Raw genomic sequence first — 22747 nt, 5'->3', positions numbered from 1 at the left:
AACCCATGTCCCCCCAACCCCCTAAAGGGGGAGTTTTTAGTTTAAAGCCAGCCTTTAGCCTACTTGCTCCCCCTTCAGGGGGCTGGGGGGCTACACCTGATCCGGGTAATGCCGGCGTAGGGAGAGGTAACAAGTTAAGTATACTGCCATTGTACCCTGGTGAGCAGTTTAACTATTTTATTTTTTAAAACTTTGAAAAATTTATTCGCGGCTGCCATGGCCCTGCTGCTGCCCGCCCTGGTATCGGCCCAGCTTTCCATATCCGGAAAAATCACTAACCAATCCGGCGAAGCGCTGCCCGGCGCAACCGTTACCATCACCAACCCGGCTATCAATGCTATTGCCGATGCAACCGGCAAGTATCAATTTACCAATTTAAAGCCTGGCAACTACACATTAAAAGCCAGTTATATTGGCTATCAAACCACCGGCAAAAGCATCGTTTTAGGCAGCACGGTGATTATTAATATAAAACTTAACAGCAATACGTTTACAGCCGAGGAAGTTACCGTTAGCTCAACCCGTGCGGTTAAAAACTCACCTACCGCATTCACCAATTTAAGTAAAAAGGACCTTGCTAAAAACAACTTCGGGCAGGACTTGCCTTACCTGTTGAGCCTTACGCCATCGGTAGTTACCACATCTGATGCAGGCGCGGGTATAGGCTATACCGGTATCCGCATCCGCGGTTCTGATGCTACAAGGGTTAACGTTACCATCAATGGAATTCCGTTGAATGATGCTGAAAGCCAGGGATCATACTTTATTGATCTGCCCGATCTGGCCTCGTCTGTTGATAATATCCAGGTACAGCGTGGTGTTGGTACATCAACCAACGGTGCCGGTGCATTCGGCGGCAGTATCAATATTCAAACAACCACGCGCAGAGACACCGCTTATGCCGAAATCAATACATCGGCAGGCTCCTACGGCACTATCAAAAACACAGTTAATGCAGGCACCGGTTTATTAGGCGGACATTTTAGTTTAGATGGCCGGTTGTCGCGCATCCACTCCAATGGCTATATCGATAGGGCAACGTCCGACTTAAAATCCCTTTACCTGAGCGCCGCCTGGTATGGTAAAAACAGTACCATAAGGGCCAACGTAATATCGGGCCATGAACGCACCTACCAGGCCTGGAACGGCATTGCCGATTATGTTATAGGCGATAATACCCGGGCCGATAACCGTACCTACAACGAATTGGGCTTAATGGCCGATGGCTCGTTTTATAAAGACCAGGTTGATGACTACCTGCAAAACCATTACCAGTTATTGTACGATCAAAAGATAAGCGATAAACTATCGTTCAGCGGCGCCCTGCATTATACCAAAGGCAAGGGTTATTACGAGGAGTTCCGCCAGCAGGATGCCGTAGCCAATTATGGTTTAAAACCAGTGATCATTGGTACAGATACTATTACCACAACTGACCTGGCCCGCCGCCGCTGGCTGGATAATGAATTTTATGGTGTTACCTATGCCCTCAAATATCAGCCCGAAAGCAACCTGAACATGACTTTGGGCGGCGCTTATAACCAATACTCGGGCGCGCATTACGGCAATGTTATTTATACCAAAGAAAGTGCCGGCATAGGCCCCAATTATGAGTATTACCGCGATAATGCCAAAAAGAACGACTTTAATATTTTTTACCGCGCAGAGTGGCATTTAAGCAATGTTTTGTTGTATGCCGATGTGCAATACCGCCATATTTACTACAATTTTTACGGTATCGACAGAAACCTGAACAATGCGCAGCAAAGTGTTGAACTTAACTTTTTTAACCCTAAACTGGGTATAACCTATCAGCTTAATGAGCAAAGTAATGTGTATGCATCATTTGCGGTAGGTAACCACGAGCCAAATCGCGATGATTACATCAACTCTGTTCCGCAAAAAAGGCCAAAAGCCGAAAACCTTAAGGATTTTGAAGCAGGTTACCGTACCGTAGGCAAATTTTTTAGCGGCGGCATTAACGGATTTTACATGTTGTACAAAAACCAGCTGATATTAACCGGCGCGCTAAATGATGTAGGGTCGCAAATACGCACCAACGTTGCCAATAGCTATCGCGCAGGCGTGGAGCTTGACGGCAAGGTAAGGTTAACCAGCCAGCTCAACTGGGGGCTTACCGCCACCTGGAGCGCCAACAAGATCAAAAACTATCACCAGTTTTTCTCCAATTATGATGATGGCACATTAGTTGAAGAATCGTTTAAAACAACAACCATTGCCTACTCGCCATCGCTTACCGGCGCAAGCATCATCAGCTACAGCCCCGTCAAAGGCGGCGAAATTGCTTTCATCAGCAAATACGTGAGCAGGCAATATTTAGATAATACAATGAACCAAAACCCTGCAGGCTTCAACATAGCACCAGATAATATTGGCAGCCCGTATGCGGCCAACCGTTACCTGAAAAGCTATTTTACAAGCGATGTGAGGCTGCGGTATAATTTCAGCATCAGCGGGGTTAAAAACATTGGTTTGGGCTTACAGGTAAGTAACATCTTCAGCAAAAAGTACGAGGCTAACGGCGCTACTTATCCTGATATTGAAGGTGGCAATGTGGTTAACTACAACTACTATTTCCCGCAGGCGCCGCGCAATTTTATGGCATCGTTGAATCTTAACTTCTGATACAAATATTCACGAATTGAATCAACACGAATGGTCACGAATTTAAGCGAATTTCACGAATCTGGGCGGGTAATATTCAGACGGAACAGTGATACTAACGAAAAGGGGAGTTATGAATGATTTTATATCGCTTTTTATAGACCAAATAAAGGAAACCACCTGGGTGCAATGGCTTGCCGTTGCCCTAGGTGTTGCCGAAGTTTTGCTGGCACGCCGCAATAGCATCTGGCTTTATCCGGCAGGCATTTTGAGCACCGCGATTGCTATTTATCTTTTACTTAATGTTGGGCTTTATGCCGAATCCATCCTGAACATATATTACGTGGTAATGAGCGTTTACGGCTGGTGGTACTGGATAAAACGGCGAAACGAGCCGCCGGTACAAATTTCATGGAGCACCGGCACCGAGTGGAAAATAAGCATTGCCATATCTGTTGTTGGCTGGGTATTTTTTTATGTATTGCTCAAAAACCTGCCAGCTAAGTATTTTACACCATCAAACGTGCCGGTTTGGGATGCATTGATAACTTCAACGGCCTGGGCGGGCATGTGGCTGCTGGCAAGGCGAAAAATTGAGAACTGGATTTTTTTAAATATATCAAACCTGTTTGCCGTACCTATTCTGTTTTATAAACACCTGCCCATGTTTGCCCTGCTGACCATCTTTTTATTTGTAGTTGCCGTTTTTGGATATTTTGACTGGAAAAAGAAAGTCAAAGAGGGAGTTGAAAGCCGAAAGCTAAAGGCCGAAAGCTTTTAACTTCAAACTTACAAATTGCTTTGTGCTTTAAGGCGTTAGCTAAATGCGCAAAGTTTTCATGAACTTTAAAAATTGCTTTAAGCTTTTTGCTTTAAGCCTTTAGCTAAAATGAATCATCCATCATATTTACTAAAACCCGAATGGGTAAAAACCATTCGCGATGCGGCACCCAAAGCCGAAAAACTGGGCATGCTGCATCCTGATCAATTGGCATTGATATATGAACAGGGCTGGTTTAAATTTCTTGTTCCTGAAGCATACTCGGGTTTGCAGCTGGCCTTACCTGCTATGGTACGACTGGAAGAAAGCCTGGCCTGGGCAAATGGCAGCCTGGGGTGGGTGGTAACCCTGTGTAGCGGGGCAGGGTGGTTTGGTGGGTTTTTATCGCCACAAATAGCGCAGGAATTAGCTGGTAATCCTTATTTATGTTTGGCCGGGAGCGGTGCATCTACCGGCACGGCAACCATTACCGATGATGGCTACATCATAAACGGAACCTGGAAATATGCAAGCGGCGTACACCATGCCACACACATAACGGCCAACTGCATTATCAAAAACGGCGAAGAAACTGTTTTAAATGATGATGGCAGTGAACTGATCCTTCCTTTTATTTTCGACAGGAAAGATGTTGAAATTTTACCTGCATGGAAATACATCGGCATGATGGCAACCGGCAGCGATGCCTATAAAGTGACTGATCTTTTTGTTAAGGCCGACAGGTGTTTCAGGATCGATCCGGAATTTACGGTGATAGATGAGCCACTATACCGTTACCCGTTTTTGCAATTAGCCGAAGCAACCCTTGCGGCAAATATTTCGGGTTTAGCGGTCCGCTTTCTTGATCTTTGCGAACCACTGTTTAAGGAAAAACAATTGGACAAACGGGTAAGCACAGCCCAAAAAGAAACCATCAAACAGCTACTGGATGAGTTGACCGCCAAATTGCATGAAATCCGCCAGGAGTTTTTCATGGCAGTTGATGCATCATGGCGAAGTGGTTTAACAGGCAATGCCGGGTATTTAAACGAGGTAAGTACAAATAGCCGCAAACTTGCCAAAACAGCAAGAGAATTTGTAGACCAGCTGTACCCCTACTGCGGTTTGCAAGCCGCCAACCCCGATACCGAAATCAGCCAGGTATGGCGCGATCTGCACACCGCAAGCCAGCACTCCCTGCTAAATAGCCTCAGTTAAATTCCGGGTACAACAGAAGTGCTTTGAGATACCCCTGCATTAAAACCCGGTATTTTATCCGGCCGCCGATTTTAATGATTTGTTTTTTGCTTTGTAACAAAACCCTATAATTAACACAAACTTCACACAGCTTTTTAATTTCATTGCTGATATTTGGCCGATTCAAAGCAATATAAAAATGAAGTTTAAACATCTGCTGCTTATTTCCTTATCTGTAATCACCGTTTCTGCATCGGCACAAAAAAGAAAAACCACTACCACCGCCGCTTCAACAACTTCGGTACCCCGCCCTAAATTAGTTGTTGGTTTGGTAGTTGATCAAATGCGCTGGGATTACCTTTACCGCTATTATGACCGTTACCAAAGCGGCGGATTTAAACGGATGCTAAATGAAGGCTTTACCTGCGAAAACACCAATATTGATTATATACCTACCGTAACAGCCGCCGGCCATTCGTGTATCTACACCGGTTCTGTGCCTGCAATCCACGGAATAGCAGGTAACGATTTTATTATACAGTCAACCGGAAAATCTGTGTACTGTACCGATGATAGCACGGTTACCGCTGTTGGCAGCACTTCAAAAGCCGGGCAAATGTCGCCCCGCAATTTGCTGGTAAGTACCGTTACCGACGAATTAAGACTGGCCACCAATTTCCGCTCGAAGGTTATTGGCATTGCATTGAAAGACAGGGGAGGCATTTTGCCCGCCGGTCATACTGCAAACGCCGCCTATTGGTTTGATGATGCCACTGGCAACTGGATAAGCAGCACCTATTACATGACCGATCTGCCTGCCTGGGTTAAAAAATTCAACGATCAAAAGATCCCCGAAAAATACCTTAAACAGGATTGGAACGCGCTTTACCCGCTCACTACATATCTGCAAAGCGCACCCGATAACAGCCCCAGATACGAAGGCAAATTTGCCGGGATGGAGGCGCCAACCATGCCAGTTAAAACATCAGCATTGTATAAAGGCCATTTAGGAATGATCCGCTCAACCCCTTACGGAAACTCCATGACGCTTGATCTGGCCAAAGCAGCTGTTGAAAGTGAGCAATTAGGCAAAAACACCGTTACCGACTTTTTGGCCGTGAGCCTTTCGTCAACCGATTATATAGGGCATCAATTCGGCCCCAACTCTGTGGAAATTGAGGATACCTACCTGAGGCTTGACCGCGACCTGGCCTCATTTTTTACATACCTTGATGCTACTGTTGGTAAGGGCAATTATTCGATATTTTTAAGTGCCGATCATGGCGCCGCGCACAACCCCGGCTTCCTGGCAGATCATAACATCCCGGCCGGTACCTGGGATGACGGCCTGGCCCAAAAAGAAATGAACACTATGCTGAACGATAAATACAAAGCCGACAAGCTGGTTATCAGCATGGATAATTACCAGGTTAACCTCAACAATGCCGCTATTAAAAAAGCTGGTTTAAGCGAGGAGGCCATAAAACTTGATTGTATCCAGTATCTGCAAAAACAGCCGGCAGTTCAGTTTGCCGTTGATATGCAAAAGGTAAATGCTGCAACCATTCCTGAGGATTTGCGCACCCGTATTATCAACGGTTATAATACGGAGCATAGCGGCGTTATCCAGGTTGTTTTAAAACCCGGCTATTTTTCGGGTCATGGAGCAACCGGTACTACGCATGGAACCTGGGCGCCATATGATACCCATATTCCACTTGTATTTATGGGCTGGGGCATTAACCATGGCAGCCTAACCCGCCAAACCCATATGACCGATATTGCCGCTACCATAGCATCACTGCTACATATACAGGCTCCAGACGGCTGTATTGGGAAGACAATCAGCGAGGTGATAAAATAGGAAAGTCCGGATGTCGGTTAAGTCGGAAAGTCCGGAAGATGAATTTTCAAGACGTTCTTCCAAAATAAAAATTAAACTTTCGGTCTTTCCAACTACTTAAAATCATGAAAAAATACATTTCCAAATTTCATTATATAACACAGGATCTGCCAAACCGCAGTCATGCAGAACAAGTGCAGATAGCTTGCAGCGCCGGAGCCAACTGGGTACAATATCGCTGCATGACCAAAGCCGGAGATGAACTTATAGATGAAATAAACCAGATAGCCGAAATTTGTGACGAATGGGGCACTACACTTATTATAGCTAACCATTACCACCTCCTTCACCGGGTTGATGCGCAAGGTGCACACATAGAAGATCTGGAAGCTGATTTTGTCGCCATTCGCAAAGCCATAGGCGAGGATAAAACTTTAGGAGCTTCGGCAACTAACCAGGCCGAACTCCTAAATATACAAACCCTGGGTGTGGTTGATTACTGTGCATATGGTCCGTTTGCATATACGGATACCAAGCCGAATGATTTTCCCTTGTTAGGTTATGATGGTTACCGCCAATTAGTAAAAAAATCTATTGATATTCCTGTCATTGCAGTAGGCGGCATCGGGTTAAAGGATGTAGAGCAACTGCTTAAAATTGGAATTTATGGCATCGCTGTTTCGTCCGCCATTAACCTCTCGCCCGATCCTGCGGGTATGGTGAAGGAGCTGTACAGAACACTATATTGAAAAACGGAGCAGGGCACCACTTAAAGCCCTTATTTTTCCTCCAAACAAACTAAACAACACATCGTAACACGCTAACACACAATATTTTCATTGGTAAGATCAAATTAGCTATTGAATGCGTAAATTGCATATTATTCCAATACCTAATTCTAAATACCATGGAAACCTATAATAAAGTATGGCGGGCATTCTTTGCCGTTTCGCTAATTGCGATTGCCGTACAGCAATTTATTTACACCGGTTTCAGACCGGTGATTATGCCCCCGGAACCAGCGTTCATCGAACAAAGCACTTTCTGCATGTGCGTGGTAAGTATCCTGCTAATATTAATATCAATAGCTATTATGGCGGGTATCAATTCGCACGTAGTAGCCGATTATTTAGGTGCTTCGCTGCTCCTGATGCTGGTCCTTTTTCATATTCCTTACAATATAAAAACCAATTTGAGTAACCTGGGTGGCTGGACCAACGCACTGAAAATGTTAGCCTTTTGCGGCGGCGCTTTAATTGTGGCCACATCACTCCCAACCCACAAAATAAGCGGTATTGATATTGTAACCGAAAAGTTAAGACCAGCCGGCCCGTATTTCTTTGCAACCACTGTAATCGTTTTCGGTATCATGCATTTTGTTTATCCCACATTTGTAGCAACGCTTGTACCGGCATGGCTTCCTTTTCATCTATTCTGGACATACTTTGCCGGCGTAGCGCTTATTGCCGCAGGGGCAGCCATTGTGCTCCGGGTTAAGGTAAAGCTGGCAGCCACCCTCTTAGGTGTCGCGCTTCTTTTATGGCTTTTTATGCTGCACGTTCCCCGGGCCATTGCCGATCCGCACAGTGGCGATGGCAACGAGTGGACCAGCGTTTTTGAAGCTTTAGGTTTTAGCGGCATAGCGTTTTTAATAGCCGGAATGTATAAACCCAGGAGACCTGAAACTGGTCAGTAATTGGTCAAAACAGTTGTAGTTGTTTTAGCTGATTTGGTTTTGTTGTATATTCACGCAAAAATTCCATAGCATGACAGCTTATAGCTTTTTACAACATCTTCATTCCGGGTTCAGGTATATTGTACTGGCATTAATATTGGCAGCCATTATTGGCTCATTGATTGGCTGGCTGGGTAAAAAACCCTATACCAATGGCAACCGCAAGCTCAATTTGTTTGCCCTGATATCGGCACATACACAGTTGCTTATTGGCATAGTACTGTACTTTATTAGTCCACTTGTACAATTCAACAGTGAAACCATGAAAAACAATGTGAGCCGTTATTTTACTGTTGAACATTGGGTTATGATGGTAATAGCTATCGTTTTAATCACCATTGGCCACAGCAAATCTAAAAAAGCAGCAACTCCCGAAGGTAAGCATAAGGTTGTTGCTATCTTTTATATCATTGCTTTATTACTTATTTTGGTGGGTATTATACTAATCCCACGTAGCTAATAGGATTTAGCAAATAAATAGTTTCTAAATAAATTTGATAATTCATTTTTCTTTATAAATTTGTGACCTCGATGATTAAAAACTCACATAAAAACAGCTGGTGGCACCAATTAAATTTGGCAGCCGGATATGTTTTTGGTCAGAGATAATCTAATCAATTGTAAACCTAAGTAGGAAACCCGGCGACCCCAATTCGTCGGGTTTTTTTATTAAAAATATATTTTGAACGTAAAACATGAGCACTTTTAAAATAACCACCACCCATAAAAAACTACTTGCCGATACCACCACCCCGGTAAGCATTTATCTTCGCCTGCGCGATGTATTCCCCAACTCGCTGTTGCTGGAAAGTTCTGACTACCACAGCCGCGAAAACAGTTTAAGTTACATTTGCTGCGAACCAATTGCCGGCCTGGTGCTCAACAATGGCATTCTTAAAAAACAATATCCCGATGGCAGCCAGGAAAGCCATGAAGCCGGAACATTTGAATTAATAGACCAGCTTAACCAATTTATTGGCAGCTTTGAAACTGATCCCAATCCGCTTAAAATAATTTCGAATGGCTTGTTTGGTTATTTTACACACGAGGCAGTTGAACATTTCGAAACCATCAAACTAAAGCAAAGTGACGATGTTAGCCGGCAGATCCCGGTGATGCAATACCATATTTACCGTTACATTATCGCGGTTGATCATTTCAAGAACGAGCTATACATTTTCTATAACCAAAGCGAAGGCGGACCAACCAACGGCGGTATCGAGAAACTGGAATACCTTATCAAAAATAAAAACTTCCCCGAATACAGTTTTAAAAGCAGTGCTGCCGAAAAGTCAAACCTCACCAACGAGGAATTTATAGCCATTGTTGAAAAAATGAAGCAGCATATTTTCAGGGGCGATGTTTTCCAGATAGTACCTTCAAGAGCCTTCTCCCGCACTTTCCAGGGTGATGAATTTAATGTTTACCGCGCGTTACGCTCCGTTAACCCATCGCCATATTTATTTTATTTTGATTACGGCGATTTCCGGATCTTTGGTTCATCGCCCGAAGCGCAAATCACCATAAAAAACAACATAGCCAGCATATTCCCTATAGCGGGTACCTTTAAACGCAGCGGCGATGATGAAAAGGATGCAGAAATAGCCCGCAACCTGGAGAACGACCCCAAAGAATCTGCCGAACACGTGATGCTTGTTGACCTTGCACGTAACGACCTGAGTCGCCATTGCGAGCAGGTAAAAGTTAAGGCTTTTAAAGAAGTACAATATTACTCGCACCTCATCCACCTGGTATCGCACGTAAGCGGAAAGCTTTTGCCAGGCGTATCATCATTTAAAATTGTGGCCGATACCTACCCCGCCGGCACGCTAAGCGGCGCGCCAAAATACCGGGCAATGGAGATTATTGATGAGAACGAAAAAGCCAAACGCAGCTTTTACAGCGGCGCAATAGGGTTCATGGGTTTCAATGGAGAATTTAACCACGCTATCATGATCCGCTCGTTCCTCAGCAAAAACAACACCCTGCATTACCAGGCGGGAGCAGGCATTGTAGCAGGCTCTGTGGCCGAAAGTGAACTGAAGGAGGTTGATAACAAAATAGCGGCTTTAAGAAGGGCTGTTGAACTGGCGGAGGAACTTTAGATATTTCGGATTTGGTTTTTAGGATTTAGAATTTACAACATGAACAAAATATTAATAATAGACAATTACGACTCCTTCACCTATAACCTGGTACATTTGGTTAACGAGCTTGGCCTTCAGTGCGAGGTTTGGAGGAACGATAGATTTGCAATTGAAGATGTGGATGCTTATGATAAGATCATCCTATCACCGGGACCTGGCATACCTTCAGAGGCAGGGTTGCTGCTGGAGGTGATTGAAAAATACTCGCCTACAAAAAGCATTTTTGGTGTTTGTTTAGGCCAGCAGGCTATAGCAGAGGTTTTTGGTGGCAGCTTATACAATCTTAGTCAGCCGATGCATGGTATTGCTACCCCGATAAAGATTACCGATAACCAGGAGGAGCTTTTTAAAGGGCTTCCCGAGAGTTTTAAGGTAGGCCGCTACCATTCATGGGTAGTAAATAATGATGATTTTCCCGAAGTATTAAAAATTACTGCGATTGATGAATCTGATAATTCAATAATGGCATTATCACATCGCGAATATGATGTACGAGGTGTACAGTTTCACCCGGAATCTATACTCACCGAGTATGGGAAAGAAATGATGCAGAACTGGTTAAACCTGTAATTGACGGATAATGATAACTTTGTGTTAATAAACACACAACTGTTATTGCGAGGTACGAAGCAACAGCGAATTATGCAGATCCGCCTTGTAATCTTCGCGCTTGCCACGCTGGGCCCGCAATGACATTGTTTTTTAAGATTTCTGATACATGACAATACTTGATAAAATAGTTGCCAATAAAAAAAGGGAAGTGGAGTACGCCAAAAAACGGACTTCATATGTCGAACTGGAAGAATCTGAATATTTCCACCGGGAAACCTATTCATTCAAAGAATTTCTGCTTGACCCTGCCCGTACAGGCATTATAGCCGAATTCAAACGCAAATCGCCTTCGAAGGGCATTATTAACGACAAGGTTAGGGTTAGCAAAGTAACAACCGATTACGCGGCTGCAGGGGCTTCAGCGCTCTCTGTTTTAACCGATAGGGATTTTTTCATGGGGCGTAAGGCCGACCTTAAGAAGGCCCGCTCAGTAAACGCTATCCCGGTTTTACGTAAGGATTTCATGATAGATGAGTACCAGGTAATAGAAGCTAAATCATTAGGCGCTGATATTATCCTGCTGATAGCAGCTATACTTACGCCTGCCGAGATAGATAAACTGGCCACATTGGCCAAAAGCATCGGCTTGAATGTATTATTGGAGGTACATAATTTAGAGGAATTGGAGCGCAGTATCCACCCCAAATTAGATGCCATTGGTGTAAATAACCGTAACCTGGCCGATTTTTCTGTTTCGGTGGAAACATCCTACAAACTGGCCAAACACATCCCGGCCGAGTTCATGAAGATCTCAGAAAGTGCCATTAGCGACCCTGAAACCATAAGGCACCTTAAGCTGGAAGGTTTTAATGGCTTTTTAATTGGCGAAACCTTTATGAAGCAGGAAGACCCAGGGCAGGCCATGAGAGAATTTGTAGCGCTGCTATAACGTCCGATAGCTATTTTTTTAAAAAAAAGAGGGATTTGCCGATCGGCAAATCCCTCTTTTGTAACAGAGCAATCATTAATTCTTATCAAAAAACAATTTGGTTGTTACCAAATCGCCACCAATGGCAGCAGAAGCCTTATCGTAGTTTACTACGTTTACGTTTTGCTCACCTACAGGATATGTAAACCTGGTTGGGAAATCGCTTACCGGGTTAGCGGGTTTTGGCAATACAGGGTAATCTAACCTCCTGCTTTCTATCCAGGCATCCCATCCACGGTTGTACAAAGCCAACCATTTTTGATAGCCTATTTTTTGCTTATAGCTGCCTGTCGCTGTTGCATAAGCAACAGCTGGTTTACTAACGTAGGCTACAGCCTGGGCAGGAGTACCCCCCCAATATTCAATTGATGCTGTTATTGCATTTGCGTAATGGGTAGCTGCTGTGCCACTTACGTTATAACCCCTTTCAGCCGCTTCGGCCAGGTTAAATTCGGTTTCAGCATAATCCAATAATAAGCCTGGAAAATTGGGTGCGGTTAAAGTTGTGCTTGGCTTTGAGAAGGCATCATAGCTGTTTTTGGTGCCGACCTTGCCGCCAGAGTATCCTCCCGCTGCATCTGTTGTAAAGTATAAAGGCAGTCTTGGATCAGCACCGCCCGTCAGGTTATCAACTATCGTTTTTGAGGCTATAAAATCAAGCCTGCCACTTTGTACAAGGTCAACCCATATTGGGTTTGTGTTTGGCGGTGCCGAAGCGAATTTAAATTCTGCATTATCTGCATTACTGGTAAATACCCCCCCAGCCACCGCAGATTCAACAGCAGCTTTTGCTTTAGCATTATCCGCATCGGCTAAAGTGATGCCCATTTTTAATTTAAATGTATTGGCAAACCTTTTCCAACTGGCAATATCGCCCCCATAAACCTGGTCTGCATCACCTAAACTGCCCTGCCCTGCATCAAGGGCAGCTATGTCGGCATCTAACCTTGTTAATAAAGCCGCATAAACAGTAGCAGCATCATCGTATTTAGGAAATTTGTTGTCAATATTTAGTGCTTCAGTATAAGGTATATTGCCAAAAGTGGTCAGCAGGTAATAATACGTATACACCTCCATAATATCCGTGATAGCAATATCATTCTTTACTGTTCCGGCATCGAGAATGGTGGTTGGGAATTTTACTTTAGCCTGCTCAAATGGTTCCAGTACATCACGGTAATAGGCAGTCCAGATGCCATCAGGAATTTTATTATTCTTTATATCATAGTTACTTTCGGTAACATAAGTGGTTTCCTGCCATTGCTGTTCTATCAGCCTGAAGGTATTTAAAAAAACATTTGAAGATGCAAGCGTGCTTGCCAAAGTGTTTTGAGCCTGTGTAAACAAGGCTGTTCCAGGCACCGTTTGAAACCCCTTGGGGTTGGTGTTAAGGCTGGTTATATCTTTTTTGCAGGCCCCCAATAATAACATTGGTATTGCGGCTGCTATAATGATTTTTTTCATTTGAGTAGTTCTTAGAATGTTAGTTTGGCATTGAGTGAAATTGTCCTTACAGTTGGGTAAGCACCTGATTGATACCCCTGGAGGTTACCAGAACTCAAACTTTCTTCCGGATCGGCATAAGGCAGATTTTTGTGGATAATCCACAGGTTACGCCCGATCAATGAAAGATCAATACCTTTAATCGGACCTAATTTTGATACCGTTTTTTGTGGAAGGCTATAAGTAATCTGTGCCTGCCTTAATTTAATATAACCGGCATCATAAACAAAGCCTGCGTTAGGGTTATATTCATAACCATACAAACCCGAGCCTGTGTTTTCAACACGCGTAGTGTTTGGCTGACCATCTTCGGTAACACCTTTTAAGATAACACCGCCCCCATCTGCTATAGGAAGACGTGAAGGCTTGCCTTTATCATTTAAGCCCGCGGTGAGCGGATATAAACCTGTGTCATAACCATAGTAGGTATCTAATGAGAACACGCTTCCGCCTTTCCTGATATCGATCAGGAAGCTCAATGTAAAGTCTTTATACCTGAAACTGTTGTTGATACCACCTATCCATTTAGGGTTGCTGTTACCAATTACATTGTTTGCAGTATTTGTTTGCTCATAGTAGCCATCGCCGTCAACTACTTTTTGCCCGTTTTTATAAATAAAATCGGTACCGCGAATAGTTCCCAACGGCTGGCCTAAAGTGGCGTTGATTGTAACCCCCCCCTGGAACGTACCGATCTGGAGGTTTTTTGCCTGCTGACCTGTTGCATCGGTAAACAGCTCAAGTACCTTGCTATTGTTTTTGGTAAAGTTCACATTAATTTTCCACGAAAAATTCTTGGAGCTTACCGGCGTTCCATTTAATGAAAGCTCGATACCTTTATTCTGTACCGTTCCCGAGTTCAGGAATGCTGCACTATAACCTGTTGCTGATGAAACCGTAACCGGGATGATCTGGTCGATGGTTTTATTAACATAGTATGTTCCATCAAAACCTAAGCGATTGTTGAAAAAGGCCAGCTCAATACCGCCTTCAGTGCTGCTTGTACGCTCTGGTTTTAAATTTGCATTGTTTTTAGTGGTGCCTACAACAGCCTGCGGCGCACCGTTAATTGGAGTCCCTAAAGTGTAGGTGTCAATTGTGCTATAAATTGTGGCATCATTACCAACCTCAGCATAGTTGACCCTTAATTTACCATAAGATAACCAGGTATATTGTTTAAGTAATTCAGAGAAAACAAAACCTGCAGAAACTGCTGGGTAGTAGTAAGTGTTATTCCCTTTTGGCAATGTTGAGGACACATCCCGTCTTAAGGTACCATCAAGGGTGTAAGTATTTTTCCAGGTTAAGGTTGTACCTGCATATATACCATCAACCTCTCTCTTTTGATCTGCCTCTATAGGTGCATCAGGAGTATTTAACGAGTTTGATAAAGTATAAACCCCCGGAACAATTAAGCCGCCATTTGTTATCGCATAAATATCCTGGTATCTCTGTTTTCTTATGTTTGTACCGGCAACAGCTTTCAGGTTGAAATCTTTACCGATATTTTTATTCACGCTGGCAATCAGGTCATAATCTGTTTCATTCCAGCCTGTGTTCCTTCTTGAATAGCTTGAAACACCCGTTGTACCAACAGCGCGCCTTTCATCCTGTAATTGGTTCCAATTATCAACGGTTACACGGCCCAATATATTTAACCAGCTTGTAGGTTTATAATTGGCGTAAACATTACCAAAGTAACGGTTACGGGAGTCGGATTCGTAGTTTTGATAACGCATAAAATATGGGTTATCCCAATAAATAGCGGTAGGATCATCAAAGTTGCTCAAGTTCCAGGTAGCATTACCATTTTCCCCCTGGGCAAGGCTATTATAATAAGCACTCTTCAATTGCTTAATATCATTGTTCACCTGCCACCATTGTCTAAAGTTACCCAAAACGTTCTCTGACGAATAGCCTGTACCATACCGGCCAATACCATCGGTACGGGTATAATCAACAGAAGCTCCGGCAGTCAGTTTAGTGGTAATATTGTATGTTCCGGCAAAGTTGATAGCATTTTTCTGAATATTACTGTTTGGCAAAATACCATTGTCGTTATTACGGGTATAACCCAATTTAAATGACCCGTTATCGCCGCCATTTGTAATAAATATACTTTGGTTATTTGAAACCGGCTTTTCAAAAAATGTAGAAGGGTCATTTGCTGCTGCAACCCACGGGGTAGCCTGGCCGTAAGTTGGTAAGCCTTTGTAAAATGCATTCCATTGATAAACTTTCAGGTTAGGATTAAATGCATGGCCATATGAGGCATCTTCGGTTAATGGATCAACCAGGTCATCTTTCCCATCGCCATTAACATCCCTAAACCAAAAATAGCCCGAATCATCTTCATAATACGGACCGTAACCGCCACCATATTCTTTTTGGTACTTAGTAAAGGTTGATTTATCAATTGCCCCTAAACTAACACCGGCATTGACAACTATACCTAAACCTTTTTTAGCTTTTTTTGTGGTGATCAATATTACACCATTTGCACCTTGTGAGCCGTACAGCGCACTTGCTGCCGCGCCTTTTAACACGGTAACAGACTCGATGTTATCAGGGTTAATATCCTGTACCGGGCTACCGTAGTCATAACCACCACGACCTGTCCTTTGGTCGGATGAGTTGATGGTTGAACCAGAGGGGGCACCATTATTAAATGGCACACCATCAACCACAAATAAAGCCTGGTTTGAGTTAAATATTGATTTTGAACCGCGGATCACCACGTTGGTTGACGAGCCAAGACCATTATTTTGCCTGATTTCGAGACCCGAAACTTTACCAGATAAACCTTCGACAAAATTTGATGAGCGTGTTTTACTTACCTCTTCGCCCGATACCTGCTGGGCAGCATAGGCTTGCTGGTTACGCGTACGGGTTAAACCAAGGGCGCCTGTTACAACCACTTCGCCAAGTTGCTGGCTTGAGGTAGTTAATACAACATTCAATGGAGTAACATTTGCAGGTACTGATTGAGGAACGTAACCAATAAAGCTGAATGTTAAAACTGTGCCATCAGGAACCGATAAGGAAAATCTTCCGTTTGCGTCGGTTTGGGTTCCGGTTGTGGTGCCCTTAATGCTTACTGATACGCCTGGCAGCGGTAAGCCATCTTCTTTAGCCGTAACCTTTCCGGTTACGGTATGGTTTTGCGCAAATAGCTGCGTTACAGCCAGCCACAAAATRCACAAAGTCGTAAGTAGACTTTTTTTCATGAATAAATAGATTAGTTATTAGTTAAAACCTTGGGGGATAAACCTACTGGAGATTTATAATAAAATCAATTAATAATTGTAACGTTTCCTTTACATAAATATTATTAACCGCAAAGAATATTTTTCAGTGAGATAATAAAACATTTTGTTCTTTTGTGCGTTCTAATTCGGTAACTAAACCATTTAGTTAATAATAAGACAGTTAATTAAGTTAATTAGAACGGGGAAAATGCGCGAGGCATTTTCCCCGTTTATTTTAATATCGGTTTAAAATAAAATTTATTTAATCAACTAATTACAAGTGTATTGCAAATGAAAAAATGATTTACCCTTCAAATGCAACGCCGTTAACACTCTCCGTGAATGCCGAGGGGAGGGTATTCAAACGGTATATTTATCTCGATAATAATAATCATAGCTGAAAGCCAAAACGGACTATTATCAAGTATGTATTATATAAAAAGCCACTATTTAATACTTTTTTCTTTAAAAGTAATTAATTTGTTACAAAATTCAAAAACCTAATAAATAACGGGTTAATAAAAAAAGGGTGTTGGTAACACGCCCTTAGTCAACAGCAAACAATATTGGCAACTATTTCTCGCTGCTCATCGAATATGGTACGTCAGCATCTCTTGTACCGCGCGGTTTTAAAATACAGTATTGGGGATGAAATTAAACTGAGCGCCGCGGATTTCTCGCTAAAATTGAGTGCAATTATCATGAACAAGAAACTGCGCATATTCTATAAGCTTAAAGCTTAATCATCTTGCCATTATATACAACATTCCCGTTTAAGGCAATTACGTAAACATATACACCGGGATTAAGATTTACGGGAATAACATTTTGAAGGTTATTGAGTACTTTGGTCATACTAAGCTTACCGCCTGCGTCATAAAGCTTAAAATCGTAATTATTAATATCGCCGCTTAAAACAGTAAATTCTGTATTTACCGGGTTAGGAAAAACGGCAAACTGCCTGCTTTGCAAAACAATGGCCCTGGTCAGGTCCGAATAAATAACCTGGTTATCGGCTGTTGTTAATTTAGCCCTGTAGTATTGAACATGCTTTGGCGCCGCATCTGTAAACTGGTAGCTAAGCTGGTTTGTTACTATGGGCATTGTACCTATTGCAGTAAAGGTATCGGCCCCGGTCATTTTTTCCCAGGTGATTGTTTTAAGGTTTAACACGCTTCCCAGGCTAAGGTTTAACAACACCTTGTTATCAGCAACATTTGCCAGCAATGTTTTAACATAACAGCCTACACCCTGCACCGTAGCATCTATAGTATAGCTTTTTAACCCTTCAAAACCGTTCCCTTTAGCGCTTACCGCAAAATACTTTGATGTTTGCTGCTCCGCAGGAATAATGAGCATTGTATCGGTTGTTGTTTTAAGTTGCTGCAACAGGTTATCTTTTATACTATAAACAACGTAGCCTATACTGCCTTCCTGGGGCGACCAGTGCAGCAAGGTTCCATTTGTGCAATTATAACCCACATTAAGATTTATAGGTTTTGAAATATTAAATTCTGCGCTCACCAGTGCTTTGCCATCAATATCCATTTTAAACATAGCAGTACCGAATATATCCGGAGCCGTCCAGGTATAATTGTTGCTTTTGAGGTCAACTGTTTTGATTGCCTGCCAGGTTAAACCATGGTCGTAGCTTACGCTAAGCTTGCCGGTTGTTGTATTAAATGAACTTTGCCAACGCAGGTAATTATCATCAACTGCAAAAAGCTGACTATTGATAGTGGGATATATCCACTCAAACTTATCAGCTGGAGCCACCAGAAAAGTAAAATAGAACTTTTGCGAACCCGAAGGAACTTTGCTTCCCTTTACGTGTATAGTATAGGTACCGGCTGCCGGGTTTATCATGGATACTTGTTCGGTATTATTTAATGTGTCCCGTTGCCGTTGCGCTGGCTTTTGCAGCGAGTCAATAGCGGGGTAAGAGCTTAAGGTCCAGGGTAAAATAGTTTTTCCATCGGGAGTTGAAACATATAGATCAAGGTCATTAACCAATGCATTGGGAGCATTGAGCACTGTAGGCAAATCATTCCACGCAATTGATACTTTAAGCTCGCGGCAATTTGATGGCACCGTTATGCTGATGTCTTTTTGCTGGCCATTAATTACAGTGCCATTGCCAAACCTGCTCTCCTTTATGGTACGCAAAGCTTCAAGAGCATTTAGCCTGCCATAGCCGGTTTTAAAATCAACCGCCGTATTGCCAATATCATCCGCTGCATTAATAAGCACACTTTTAATTAAAGCAGCCGAAGGTAAGTGCCCATATTGTAATTTATATGCCTGTTGCAATAAGGCAATAGTACCCGATACCAGCGCTGCCGCGCCCGAGGTGCCATCCTCACCATCAGCTACAAGTTCGGGTTTTATACGGCCGTCATAAGCCGGGCCTGCCGAACTCAGGTCCTCCGGTAAGTTGGTACGACCAGTTCCGCCTATTACAAAAACATTTTTAGCCTGTTTAAAATCGCCCGATAAATTTGCTGTACCCGCCAAACCGTTATAAACCCCGGTTGATGGCGCCGTTGAACCAATATTTCCAGAGGAAAATACGTGGATAATGGTGTCATTATCTGCTACCTGTTTATCATAGGCTACAGCTTCGGCTCCATAATAGTTTTCTATGCCGGTTCCATAGGAGTGATTTTGCAGGCTGATATGGAATGCCTTAAAAATGGCTGCACTATCGGGGAATAAATTACTAAAGTTTGAAGAGGTAAAGCGCACCTGGGGTGCAGCACCAAGTCCTTTTATAAATGAGTTTCCATTACCGCCAATGAGTGTGGCCATAGTGGTAGCATGGCCCGAATTTGTTGCAGATGCCGGAAAAGAATCAAATGACCTTCCAAGCAAATCAAGATCATCATCGTACCGGTCTTCTTTAATACTTACATTTATGCCCTGCCCGTTAATTTCGGGATAATTACTACCGATAGCATTTATAGCATTAGCGCCCAGGTCAATATCGCTTATCGATAGTTCTTCATGCGCCTGCCGGGTATTATCTGCAAAAATCACATATGGCTGCTGCAGTATTTCCTTTAGCTTATTTATGGGAAAACTTACTTTAACCCTATTTCCATTTGTGCCTGTTATCTTCCCATACTGCGCTACCTGGTTGATAGCAGCTGGGTTACTCACCGTAATATCAACGTTGATCAGCTTATTGCTATTGGGATGTTTTTGAGAAAAAAGAACCAGGTTATCTGATGCTTTCCATAATGAATTAGCCGGTGCCGCGGCGGCAATATTCCCGCCTGGCTCAACAGGTATAGTTGATGCAACTATATAATAGTTATAAGAAATCCTTTTAATAATACGGTTTCTTTCCTGGCCGGCAACTGAAGGTTTTAAGAATTTAACCACATAATATTTAAGCGAATCTACTGCAGGTGTTTTATTTGCCGCCGCATAAAGATCAATGACCATTTTATCGCTGATTGGTTTTTGCGACCAGGAATATTTAAAGCATAAAATTAGAATAACACAAAACAGGAACTTTTTACCCATGCTTTAAATAAATAAAAATAAGGAAGGGCAATGCCCTCCCTTATAGTAGATCATATAATACAAATGTATGAGCCGAATACTTTTTTAATACAAATAATTTAAAGCAATTTTATCGTTTGGATTAAAAGTACGGTCGGTGCCGTCAGAGCAAGCCAGCATCCATGATGCCGCATCGGCTTTAGTTGGGGTGCCTGGGATATTAATTGCACCAATACCAGCGCTTCCTTCATTTGATCTGCGCCCGCCGCAGCTAAATGCGCGGTTCATGTAATCGGTGTGCCTGAAGCCAATGCAATGCCCTATTTCGTGCTGTAAAACCGAGGTAAGGTAATTCACATCGGGGTTGGTACCATAAGCCTGGGCATTGGTATTCATTTGGATTTCATTGTAAGGATTGCCAGATGATGTAGGAAAACCAGATGAGCCCAATGTGATATAACCGCCGCTTGGCCCTTCGTTAAACCCAATAACCTGGATATTGCCGCCGCTGCTTACTATCTGAAAAGTGATGGTAAGGCCTAAAGCATTGTAGCGGGCAACTGCGTTACTGGTAGCCGTTGCGTAAACGGTTGGTAAATTAGAAACAGAGACCGTAATTGTTCTTGGCAGGTTTTTAACCAGGTTTGTGGTTCGGTATTGCTCTGTTTCGGCAATCCTTAAATTAGGGCTGGTGCTGGTTTCTGATAAGTTAGCTGTTGTTAAAAGAATATCCCCCTCAACCAAATAACCACCGTCCCGTTTTTTGACATCATCGGTGCTAAACCCAAGGTTGGCTATGCTTTTTAATACATCGGCCGAAACTTCGTCGTTCTTTGGAGCCGGTTTGCTGCTATTCTTTGTACAGGAAAAGAACATAGATGCACTAAAAGCTACACCTAAAGCAATTGTTAGTAATACCTTTTTTTTCATGTTTTTTTGTGTTAAATTATTTTCATAAAGTTTCCCTCTTAAGAATTATAATTGGCTGGCCAGCAATTGAGAACAGTATAACTTTATCAAAAAGTTATACCTCCTCAACAATTAATTTATAATTACAAGTTAATTCTCAATTAATTGTAAATTAACTTTAATTTTTCAAAAAACAAATGTTGGATAAAAAAAGTTATCGGTTTCATCATTATCGATAACGCTAAAGAATAGATTCTTTTAAGAAACTGTCAAAATTTGATTTATTACTCCTTCTAATGAGACAGATATCCCGTTACTGCAGGGTGGGTAAGCAACGTTTTAAAAGGTTCCTCAGGCTGACAGGCCTTAACACCTTGAAAATCGAATATATCATAGGCACGCAGAGATCGGTGGCTAATACCTCTAAACCGGCTTAATCACTTCTATTTAATAGCGGGTGTATATTGGTAAACCACTTCATAAGGCTTGCCTTTCAATTTATCTGATAACTGCCCTATTGCTAGGTTCTGGCTTTGAGGTGTTGGTTCGCAAAGCGAATAAATTTTTCCTTTGTAAATTATTGGGCTGCCAACCGGTTTATCAAACTGTACAGCCATGGTAATGTGTGTAGGATACAAAATGGCAATCATGGGTAAATTATAAATTTCCTTAACCAGKTAAAAAAACAAAGCGGCCCTGTCATCACAATCACTATATTTTTCAAACAATGTTTCTTCGGGCGATAAGCGTTTTTCTTTCCCAAAATTCTGCTCATCAGTTTCATATAAAAAAGCATAGCGGGTAAACCGCATTAGGTAGTCCACCCCTTTTTTTTGATTCATCCCTTTTATATTTTTTCGTAACAGCGGGATAAGCGATCCGTAGGTTTCCTTAGTCAATGGAATATTAAAATACGATCCAAAATCAACTACCGGGTAGTTTTTAAAAATGGCTTCCACCTCCCTGTTCAGTTTTATATTAAAATAATAAACCTTATTATGGTAGGTAAACTGTAATTCCTTCTCAAAGTAATCTTCCGGTTTAAAGTCGGGCATCGTCTCTATATTATAGGAAAAAGCATTTACAGCTTCCGGAATATTTAGAGGCACAGGTACCGGTGAATCCTGGTTCAGATCGGTATTTGCATAATCATGATAATTTAGACATACGTACTTTTTATTATCAATCTCGAAGAATGGAATATCTTCCACCTGTTCATTATTAAAAACATAAAATATTACCTTATTTGATGTTAAAGCCAAACGGGCATCGTAACCCGATTTGGCCAGCAAAAACCATTTATACAATGTATAACTGCTATAGTTAATTTCCTTTGGACTAATTTTTTGTACTACTTTACGAATCAACTGATAATAAAGCCAGTCGTTTAAATGATTCCTTTGCTTATAGGCCGTTAATGAATCAATTACAGGTTTATAATTCCCGGCATTTACTTTGGCATAAAATKATGTTACAACCTGCGGTGTTAATTGTACCGGAACATCCACCCATATGGTACTGTCTATTTCGCTATTAAAAGTTCCCTGGTAAAACTCAAAACAGATCCTTTGATCTTTGCCCTGGCCGTAAACTGCTGACAGTGTAAAGATCAGCAACAATGTATATAATACATTAATACGCCTGATCATGGAACTTTATAATTGGTTATATTAAAGCTACTGATAATTAACAGCTTTGGTATATTATATTTTAACATAAAATATACTCCCACT

General features: G+C 42.3%; 16 protein-coding genes. 11 read left to right on the top strand and 5 right to left on the bottom strand.

Annotated elements, in window-relative coordinates:
- The first annotated feature begins 5 nt into the window (after positions 1-5).
- The 11 genes from AC1DQW_RS04095 to trpC all read left to right on the top strand — a co-directional run bounded on the left by AC1DQW_RS04095 (position 6) and on the right by trpC (position 11808).
- Positions 6-188: a hypothetical protein gene (locus tag AC1DQW_RS04095; protein ID WP_477452960.1), complete on the top strand. Its 183-nt coding sequence runs from the start codon at positions 6-8 to the stop codon at positions 186-188.
- 4 nt (positions 189-192) lie between these two features.
- Positions 193-2646 (top strand): TonB-dependent receptor, encoded by a 2454-nt coding sequence (locus AC1DQW_RS04090; protein ID WP_477452959.1) that lies wholly within the window; start codon positions 193-195, stop codon positions 2644-2646.
- Positions 2647-2758: 112 nt separating this feature from the next.
- On the top strand, positions 2759-3406 hold the full coding sequence (gene pnuC / locus AC1DQW_RS04085) for a nicotinamide riboside transporter PnuC (RefSeq protein ID WP_477452958.1): 648 nt from the start codon (positions 2759-2761) through the stop codon (positions 3404-3406).
- 108 nt (positions 3407-3514) lie between these two features.
- Positions 3515-4603, top strand: a complete 1089-nt coding sequence (locus tag AC1DQW_RS04080) for an acyl-CoA dehydrogenase family protein (protein ID WP_477452957.1) — start codon at positions 3515-3517, stop codon at positions 4601-4603.
- Positions 4604-4781: 178 nt separating this feature from the next.
- Entirely contained in the window at positions 4782-6446 is a 1665-nt protein-coding gene (gene pafA / locus AC1DQW_RS04075; RefSeq protein WP_477452956.1) for an alkaline phosphatase PafA, read from the top strand.
- 104 nt (positions 6447-6550) lie between these two features.
- Positions 6551-7174, top strand: a complete 624-nt coding sequence (locus AC1DQW_RS04070) for a thiamine phosphate synthase (RefSeq protein ID WP_477452955.1) — start codon at positions 6551-6553, stop codon at positions 7172-7174.
- A 158-nt stretch (positions 7175-7332) separates the two neighbouring features.
- Positions 7333-8121, top strand: coding sequence for a DoxX family protein (locus AC1DQW_RS04065; protein ID WP_477452954.1), 789 nt, complete (start codon positions 7333-7335; stop codon positions 8119-8121).
- 70 nt (positions 8122-8191) lie between these two features.
- Complete coding sequence (locus AC1DQW_RS04060; RefSeq protein ID WP_477452953.1) at positions 8192-8620, top strand: cytochrome B; 429 nt, start codon at positions 8192-8194, stop codon at positions 8618-8620.
- Between the two features lie 235 nt (positions 8621-8855).
- Positions 8856-10265, top strand: a complete 1410-nt coding sequence (locus AC1DQW_RS04055; RefSeq protein ID WP_477452952.1) for an anthranilate synthase component I family protein — start codon at positions 8856-8858, stop codon at positions 10263-10265.
- Between the two features lie 39 nt (positions 10266-10304).
- Positions 10305-10877: an anthranilate synthase component II gene (locus AC1DQW_RS04050; protein WP_477452951.1), complete on the top strand. Its 573-nt coding sequence runs from the start codon at positions 10305-10307 to the stop codon at positions 10875-10877.
- Between the two features lie 148 nt (positions 10878-11025).
- Positions 11026-11808, top strand: a complete 783-nt coding sequence (gene trpC / locus AC1DQW_RS04045; RefSeq protein ID WP_477452950.1) for an indole-3-glycerol phosphate synthase TrpC — start codon at positions 11026-11028, stop codon at positions 11806-11808.
- Positions 11809-11883: 75 nt separating this feature from the next.
- Here the strand turns inward: trpC and AC1DQW_RS04040 are convergent, their stop codons facing one another.
- From AC1DQW_RS04040 to AC1DQW_RS04020, 5 genes are all read right to left on the bottom strand, one after another.
- Entirely contained in the window at positions 11884-13311 is a 1428-nt protein-coding gene (locus tag AC1DQW_RS04040; protein ID WP_477452949.1) for a SusD/RagB family nutrient-binding outer membrane lipoprotein, read from the bottom strand.
- 11 nt (positions 13312-13322) lie between these two features.
- Entirely contained in the window at positions 13323-16577 is a 3255-nt protein-coding gene (locus AC1DQW_RS04035) for a SusC/RagA family TonB-linked outer membrane protein (protein ID WP_477452948.1), read from the bottom strand.
- A 753-nt stretch (positions 16578-17330) separates the two neighbouring features.
- A complete protein-coding gene (locus tag AC1DQW_RS04030) occupies positions 17331-20045 on the bottom strand; it encodes a S8 family peptidase (protein ID WP_477452947.1) in 2715 nt (904 codons plus the stop codon).
- A 165-nt stretch (positions 20046-20210) separates the two neighbouring features.
- Positions 20211-21035, bottom strand: a complete 825-nt coding sequence (locus AC1DQW_RS04025; RefSeq protein ID WP_477452946.1) for a M57 family metalloprotease — start codon at positions 21033-21035, stop codon at positions 20211-20213.
- Between the two features lie 422 nt (positions 21036-21457).
- Positions 21458-22663 (bottom strand): hypothetical protein, encoded by a 1206-nt coding sequence (locus tag AC1DQW_RS04020; RefSeq protein WP_477452945.1) that lies wholly within the window; start codon positions 22661-22663, stop codon positions 21458-21460.
- Positions 22664-22747 lie beyond the last annotated feature (84 nt).

This window comes from Mucilaginibacter sp. P5_A4, assembly GCF_056400605.1.
The sequence above is the reverse complement of the archived record's forward strand: the minus strand, read 5'-3'. Positions and strand labels throughout refer to the sequence as shown.

Coding starts and splice junctions, on each gene's coding strand:
- AC1DQW_RS04095 (WP_477452960.1), top strand. CDS start 6: ATGTCCCCCCAACCCCCTAAAGGGGGAGTTTTTAGTTTAAAGCCAGCC.
- pnuC (WP_477452958.1), top strand. CDS start 2,759: ATGAATGATTTTATATCGCTTTTTATAGACCAAATAAAGGAAACCACC.
- AC1DQW_RS04080 (WP_477452957.1), top strand. CDS start 3,515: ATGAATCATCCATCATATTTACTAAAACCCGAATGGGTAAAAACCATT.
- pafA (WP_477452956.1), top strand. CDS start 4,782: ATGAAGTTTAAACATCTGCTGCTTATTTCCTTATCTGTAATCACCGTT.
- AC1DQW_RS04070 (WP_477452955.1), top strand. CDS start 6,551: ATGAAAAAATACATTTCCAAATTTCATTATATAACACAGGATCTGCCA.
- AC1DQW_RS04065 (WP_477452954.1), top strand. CDS start 7,333: ATGGAAACCTATAATAAAGTATGGCGGGCATTCTTTGCCGTTTCGCTA.
- AC1DQW_RS04060 (WP_477452953.1), top strand. CDS start 8,192: ATGACAGCTTATAGCTTTTTACAACATCTTCATTCCGGGTTCAGGTAT.
- AC1DQW_RS04055 (WP_477452952.1), top strand. CDS start 8,856: ATGAGCACTTTTAAAATAACCACCACCCATAAAAAACTACTTGCCGAT.
- AC1DQW_RS04050 (WP_477452951.1), top strand. CDS start 10,305: ATGAACAAAATATTAATAATAGACAATTACGACTCCTTCACCTATAAC.
- trpC (WP_477452950.1), top strand. CDS start 11,026: ATGACAATACTTGATAAAATAGTTGCCAATAAAAAAAGGGAAGTGGAG.
- AC1DQW_RS04040 (WP_477452949.1), bottom strand. CDS start 13,311: ATGAAAAAAATCATTATAGCAGCCGCAATACCAATGTTATTATTGGGG.
- AC1DQW_RS04030 (WP_477452947.1), bottom strand. CDS start 20,045: ATGGTCATTGATCTTTATGCGGCGGCAAATAAAACACCTGCAGTAGAT.
- AC1DQW_RS04025 (WP_477452946.1), bottom strand. CDS start 21,035: ATGAAAAAAAAGGTATTACTAACAATTGCTTTAGGTGTAGCTTTTAGT.